We start from the raw sequence: 6,921 nt of genomic DNA, 5'->3' as shown, positions 1-6,921 counted from the left end.
CGCCGTGACGAACCGCATGCGCCCATCCTCCCGTCCCCCGCGCCGTGTCTCCACCGCGCTCGTCCTGCTGGCCACGCTGGCGGGCCCGCCGACGGCGCTCGCGCAGTTCCGGCCGCCCCCCGCCACGGAGGCCCAGCGCCTCGCGGAGCAGGGCGACCAGGTGCTCGTGTCCGCCAACGCCGCCCTCGCCCAGGGCGACAAGAAGGAGGCGGAGGAGAAGTTCCGCAAGGCGCTCCAGCTCTTCGAACAGGCGCTCGGCGAGGATCCGCGCTCCGTCGCGTCCGCCGCGGGCCTGGGCACCGCCGCCAACGCGATCCAGGACTTCCAGCGCACGGTGGCGCGCGTGCAGCCGGTGTTCACCCAGAACCCGGAGGACCTGACGCTCGCGTACCCGCTGGGCACGGCGTACTTCAAGCTGCGCCGCTTCGCGGAGGCCGTGCCGGTGCTGGAGAAGGTGGCCGCCGCGGATCAGCCCGACCACCTCATCGTCCACTACTACCTGGCCAGCTATTACCTGTACGCCCAGGACGGGAACCGGGCCGTGACGCGGCTGCAGCGCTACCTGACGCTGCGCCCGGAGAAGCTCGCCGGCAACGACTTCCAGATCCACGAGCTGCTGGGCAAGGCGCACCTGCTGCGCCGGGACGCCCCCGCCGCGCGCGCCGCCTTCGAGAAGTCCCAGGCGGGCCGGCCGGAGTCCGCGCCCGCGCAGATCGGCCTCGCCTCCGTGCTGGAGCTGGAGGGCCGCGTGCCGGAGGCCCGCGCGCTGCTGGAGCGGCTGGTGACGAAGTTTCCCCAGGTGCCGGAGCCGAAGGAGAGGCTGGCGCGGCTGTACCTCGCCGCCGGGGACGTGCCGCGCGCCGAGACGCAGGCGCTGGCCCTGGTGAAGGTGAGCGACACGCCCGCCTCCCACCTGCTGCTGGGTGACGTGCGGCTCGCGCAGAAGCAGCCCGCGCAGGCGGAGGCCGAGTTCCGCAAGGTGCTGGCGCTGCAGCCGGGCCTGCTGATGGGGCAGATCGCCGTGGGCAAGGCGCTCCAGGCGCAGTCGCGCCACGAGGAGGCCATCCAGTTCCTGGAGAGCGCGGTGAAGGCGGGCGGCGGCAGCCTGGAGCTGTGGGCGACGCTGGGCTCCGTCAACCGCCGCGCCGGCCGCTTCCAGCGCGCGGTGGAGGTGCACCGGCGCGTGGTGGAGATGGCGCCGCGCCAGGCGCTGGGCTGGAACCTGCTGGGGGCGGATCACTTCGCCACCGGCCAGTGGGACCAGGCCATCGAGGACTACGGCAGCGCGCTCCAGGTCGAACCCAACAACACCAACGCGAAGCAGTGGCTGGCCCGGGCGCTGGCCCACCGCGCGCGCGACCGCGCCGGCACGCAGCGCCTGGACGACGCCGTGCGCGATCTGCGCCGCGCCTATGACCTGGACCGCTCCGTGCCCATGGGCCGCCGCCTGGGCGCGGTGCTGCTGGACGGCCGCCAGTACGCGGAGGCCCGCAAGGTGCTGGAGGGCGCCGTGACGCTGCCGGGCGCGACCTGGCGCGAGCACCTGCTGCTGGGCTACGCGCGGCTGGGCGGAGGCGACGCGCAGGCCGCGCTCACCGCGTTCACCCAGGCCGGGGAAGCCACCCAGGAGCCGGATCAGCGCGCGGAGGCGTCCGCGGGCGCCGCGCTCGCGGAGGTGGAGCTGGGCCAGGTGGACGCCGCCGTGCAGCGGCTGACGGACGCGGGGCCCTCCAAGGTCGCCGCGAAGGTGGCGGAGGCGAACCTGCCGCGCGTGCTGGTGCGCCGGGCCCTCTCGAAGCTGGAGACCGGCGACGCGGCCGCGGCGAACCGGGACCTGGACGCGGTGGACCGCCTGGGCACCGGCAAGCGCACGGACCTCGCCAAGCTGGCCACCTTCGCCCGGGCGCTCACGCGCGCGGAGGAGGGGCGGTTCGCGGACGCGTCGGCGGGCATCAAGCGCGCGCTCACCCCCGCGCCGGACTGGGCCTGGCCCAACTCCCGCGCGCTGGCGGACGCGTGGGTGCTGTACCGCCAGGGCAAGGTGGCGCCCTCGCGCAAGCTGCTCACCGCGGCGCAGAAGAAGCCCATGCCCGGGCAGCCCCGCTGGACGGGCGCCCTCACCGGCGCGCTCCTGCGGCGCGAGGCGGCGCTCGCGTATGCCTCCGGCAACATGAAGGCGTCCGAGAAGGCCCTGAGGGCCGCCCTCGCGACGTCGCCCGACGACGCGCTGGTGCAGCACAACCTGGCGTGCGTGGAGTGGCGCCAGGGCGGCACCGCGGGTGCGCTCGCGGCCTGGAAGCGCCTGGAGAACAGCGTGCCCGTCGCGGCGCTCAACCTGGGCATCGACGCGCAGGAGCGCCGCCACGAGCCCGCCGAGGCCGTGGACGCGTGGCGCCGCTATCTGGCGGCGGGCGCGGGTCCCCGCGCCGCCCAGGTGCGGGAGTGGAAGGATCGCCTGCAGGGACTCTATGGACTCGGCGACGCCCAGGGCGCCGCGCCGTCCGGGGTCACCGCGGAGGAGACGCCGTGAAGACGCCCTCGTTGGTCGCGCGGTGGAGCCAGGTGCTCGCCGCCGTGTTGTTCCTCGCAGCCGTCCCCGCGTCCGCGGCGCCGAAGAAGGCGACCCTGGGCGTGTTCCTCGCCACCTCGCTGTCGGACGGGCAGGAGCGCTTCCAGTACGCCGAGGCGCTGGCCCAGAAGATGGAGGCCAGCCTGGGCCGCCCCGTGGCCGCCCGCAGCTTCGGCCGCTACGAGGACTTCTCCAAGGCGGTGGGGGAGGGGCTCATCGACTTCGCCGTGGTGGACGCCTGGGCCGCGGTCCAGCTGGGCGCCAAGGCCCAGCCCGTGGCGTACGCGCCGCGCGCCGGTGAGACGCAGCAGCGCTGGGCCCTCATCTCCACCCAGAAGGGCTCCGTGAAGGACCTCGCCGGCAAGCGCATGGCGCTCGTCAAGGGCGCGGGCCCCTCGGATCCGAAGTTCGTCTCCCACGTCGTCCTGGGCGGCGACCTGGACGCGCAGCGTCATTTCAAGCTGGTGCCGGTGCCCAACGTGGAGTCGGCGGTGAAGATGCTGGAGGCGAAGGGCGCGGAGGTCGCGCTCGTGCCGGTGGCGCACGTGCCCCGCGACATGCGCGTGCTCTTCCGCAGCGGCAAGGTGCCGGGCGCGGTGCTGGTGGACCTCAAGGGCGGGGCGGACGCGTTGTCCCAGTCCCTGTCCACGGTGGGAGCGGTCGCCCCGTTCGACGCCTTCTCCGCCATTCCGGGCCGCGAATTCGAGGACTTCCGCCGGCTCGTGACGCAGGGCCCGCCCAAGCGCCAGCCCGTCTTCGCGGACGCGCCCGAGCTGCGGGTGGAGACGCCGGCGCTGGTGCGCTCGGAGCTGCTGGGGCCGGCGCTGCCGCCGTTCGCGGACGATCTGGCCGTGTCCTCGGAGCAGCCGGACGACTGAACCCGGGAGTGCTGATCCGCGAGCACGAAGAGGGTGACTCGCGGGATTTGCCCGATCAGCGGCCACGACTTGGCCCCGGTGGAGTGACTGCGGTAGCTTCCCGGCGTGAGCGCTATCGTTCAGGGGTGGAAGTTCGCCCGGTTGGACGATTGTCAGGCGCGTCGGCTTTGAACCGGGGCGTACAGGACCGCTGAAGGCTCTCTGCTTCCCCTCGTGGAATTGAGAACGATGGACTCGACTGGGTACTGTGGGCCGCAAAACCATGCGGCGAAGATGGTCTTGGGACGCAAGAGCGCGCGCATGTACCTGCCTCTGGTGCTGTGCGCCCTGAGCCTGCTGGCTCCGGCCGTTGGCCAGGCTCAGGACGCGGCCGAGCCCGCGCCGAAGACGCGCACGAAGCCCGTGCGCACCAAGCGGACTCCTGCCGCCACCACTCCGCGCGCCCCCCGCGCCGCGAAGCCGCGCAAGGGCAAGGGGGCCGCTCCGGTGACGCCGCCCCCCGCGACGACCGCTCCGGACACCACGGGGCTGTCCGTGGAGGATCCCGCGCTCGCCAGCGAGCCCTCGGCGACGCCTCCGGTGGATCCGTACTCCCCGGCCGCGGCGCTGCCTGGCACGGATCCGCTGCCGGTCGCCTCGCCGGGTGTGCCCGCCAGCCCGCCCGTGGCCGCGACGCCGCCGCCCTCGGACGTGCCCGCCGCGACGCCCGCCGCCACCGCCGGGGGCGTGCCCCTGCCGGCGTCGGAGCCGCTGGGCAGCAGCAGCAACGTGCCCGACCGCGCGCCCTTCACGGAGCCCAGCCCGGACCGCGCCATGCCGCCGCCCTCGGGGCTCGCGGGCCTGGACGGGCCGGATCCGCTGGCCGCGTCCTCGCTGGAGGAGTCCGTCAACCGCGTGCTCAGCGAGGCGGTGGTGACGACGGCGTCCAAGCGCCGCCAGCGCATCGCGGACGTGCCCCTCACGGTGTCGTGGATCCCCGCCGAGGAGCTGGAGGGCACCGGCCAGTTCTCCCTCTGCGAGGCCATCCAGTACTTCCCCGGCATGGAGTGCCGCCGGGGCTCCATGCGCAAGGCGGCGGTGAGCGCGCGCGGCCTGGGCTCCAACTACCTGTCCAACCGCCTCCTGCTCCTGAAGGATGGCCGTCCGCTGACGGACCCCTGGACGGGCCAGTTCTACGCGGATGAGACGACGCCGCTCACGAACCTCAAGCAGGTGGAAGTGATTCGCGGCCCGGGTTCGTCGCTCTACGGCTCCAACGCCTTCAGCGGCGTCATCAACATCATCGAGCGGCAGCCCGCGGACCTCATCCCCAAGGGCCAGAGCATCGGCGCGGACGCGCGCATCCTCGCGGGGCAGGACAAGACGTGGCGGCTGCAGACCACCGTGGCCGGCAAGGGCGGGCCCGTGGAGGCGCTGCTCGGCTACTACGGCTTCGGCTCGGACGGCCCGCAGCTCTTCAATGATCCGCGCGTGGGCCAGGTGGACGACAACGAGGACTCGCTGGTGCACCAGGTCAACGGCAAGGTGCGCGTCGGGGCCGTGTCGCTGGACGCGGACTTCACGGACGGCAACATCGGCCGCCCGGGCGGGCAGAACATCTCCACCGTGGGTAACTGCGGCCGCTGCCACTACACGTCGCAGGACAACGAGCACGTCCAGAACCTGAACACCGCCATCCAGGTGGATCAGCAGGTGAACGAGAACGTGCGCGTGTTCGCCCAGGGCTACGCCTTCTTCAAGCGCCGCGACGTGGCGCTGGAGAACCAGGTCACGGGCGCGCTGGAGTCCGCGCTGGGCAAGCGCCGCCGGCTGGGCGGCGAGGCCCGGGCCCTCTTCTCCCTGGACCGGCTGTCGCTCACCGTGGGCGGCGACGTGAAGGCCGACCAGGTGAACAACCAGAACATCCTCTCCGGCCTGGGGCTGGACGACACCCGGCAGACCATCCTGGGCGGCTTCGTGGACGCGGAGTACCGCGCCACGGACCGGCTGGTGCTGGGCGCGGGCGCCCGCTACGACCGCTACCAGATCCCCGAGCGCGTGTGGACCTCGCGCACGGATCAGATCTCCCCGCGCGCGAGCGTCGTCTTCCACGCCATCCCGGAGCTGCTCACGCTGCGCACCAACTACGGCCGCGCCTTCCGCGCGCCCACCCTGGCGGAGCTCGCCATCAACCAGCAGATGTACGCCGCCACGCTCCTGGGCAACCCGGCGCTGAAGGCGGAGACGCTGGACACGGTGGAGGCCGCGGTGGACTTCTGGCCGCTGGACCGCAAGGTGCGCCTGACGGGCACGGCCTTCTACAACCGCGCCAACAACTTCATCAATCAGGAGCTTCTCTTCGGCTCCACGTCGCAGTTCAAGAACCTGGGCGACGCGCGCGTGGCGGGCTTCGAGGCGGAGGCGGCCGCGCAGGTGCCGGCCCTCAACTCCTCCTTCGACGTGGCCTACCAGTTCCTGGACGCCCGGGCGCTGCCCGCGGACGGCGGCCCGGACTACGCGCTGGACTATGCGCCCAGCCACCGCATCTACGCCCGCGGCCGGACCAACATCGGCAAGGTCGCGTTCGTGGAGATCTACGGCCTCTTCGTGGGCCCGCGCTTCGACCCGGGCTTCGTCGTGGACGAGATCAGCGGCACGACGACCCGCGTGCGGATGCCCAGCTACATCACGGCCTCCGCGCGCGTGGGCTTCCAGGTGCACGAGCGCGTGGCGGTGTCGCTCCTGGGCACCAACCTCTTCAACGCTCAGTACGAGGAGTCGCACGGCTTCCCCGCGCCTCCCCAGGGCCTCTTCAGCGAAATCCGGCTGCGTTACTAGTAGGCCCTTTGGAAACCGCGACGCCTTCGAAGAACCCCCTGCTGGAGCTGACTCCGGACGAGTCCCTGACGCCCGCCACGATGGAGCGGGCGGCGGGGGCGCTCGCCCGGGATGGGCTCCTGCTGCGGCATGGGGCAGGCCCCACGCGCAAGCTGGTGCTCTTCGACGGGCGGCTCGGTGCTGCCCAGGCGGCGCTGCTGGACCAAGCGCCGCCAGCGCTGCTGCTGGCGACGCGCGAGGCGGACGGCGAACCCTCCGCCTGGGAGGTGCGGCTGCTGGCCGCGCTCCTGCGTGGGGACAGTCTTTTGCCCCCCGAGGCCGTGGTGTCTCGCGCGCGGCTGTCGCAGGTGGCGGACGTGGGGCCGGCGTGCGAGGCGGCCTCGGCGGCGGTGCTGGAGGCGGGAGGTTCGCGCGTGGCGGCCGGGCTCGTGGCGGACGTGGCGCACGAGCTGGCGGCGAACGCGCTCCTGGACGCGCCGGTGGATGAGACGGGCGCGCCCAAGTACGCGCACCGACGGACCCAGGTGCAGCACGTGGCGCCCGAGGACTCGTGCCTGCTGGAGTGGGGCGTGGAGGCGGGCCGCGCGTGGGTGCAGGGGGTGGATCGCTTCGGACGGCTGACGGCATCGCCGCTGGTCCGGGTGCTCCGCGCATGGG

General features: G+C 73.4%; 4 protein-coding genes. All 4 read left to right on the top strand.

The annotated features are described in order from the left end of the window. Positions 1–16: 16 nt before the first annotated feature. The gene (locus tag D7V93_RS34195; protein ID WP_120647370.1) at positions 17–2,530 is read left to right on the top strand and encodes a tetratricopeptide repeat protein; all 2,514 of its coding nucleotides are present in this window, start codon (positions 17–19) and stop codon (positions 2,528–2,530) included. Then, on the top strand, positions 2,527–3,447 hold the full coding sequence (locus D7V93_RS34190) for a PhnD/SsuA/transferrin family substrate-binding protein (protein ID WP_120647369.1): 921 nt from the start codon (positions 2,527–2,529) through the stop codon (positions 3,445–3,447). The genes D7V93_RS34195 and D7V93_RS34190 overlap by 4 nt, the downstream gene beginning before the upstream one ends. Positions 3,448–3,675: 228 nt before the next feature. Next, the gene (locus tag D7V93_RS34185) at positions 3,676–6,264 is read left to right on the top strand and encodes a TonB-dependent receptor plug domain-containing protein (protein WP_120647368.1); all 2,589 of its coding nucleotides are present in this window, start codon (positions 3,676–3,678) and stop codon (positions 6,262–6,264) included. Between the two features lie 8 nt (positions 6,265–6,272). Then, positions 6,273–6,921, top strand: a 649-nt coding sequence (locus D7V93_RS34180) for a hypothetical protein (protein ID WP_120647367.1), incomplete at its 3' end; no start/stop codon positions are given.

Source organism: Corallococcus llansteffanensis, from assembly GCF_003612055.1.
Taxonomy (GTDB): domain Bacteria; phylum Myxococcota; class Myxococcia; order Myxococcales; family Myxococcaceae; genus Corallococcus; species Corallococcus llansteffanensis.
The sequence above is the reverse complement of the archived record's forward strand: the minus strand, read 5'-3'. Positions and strand labels throughout refer to the sequence as shown.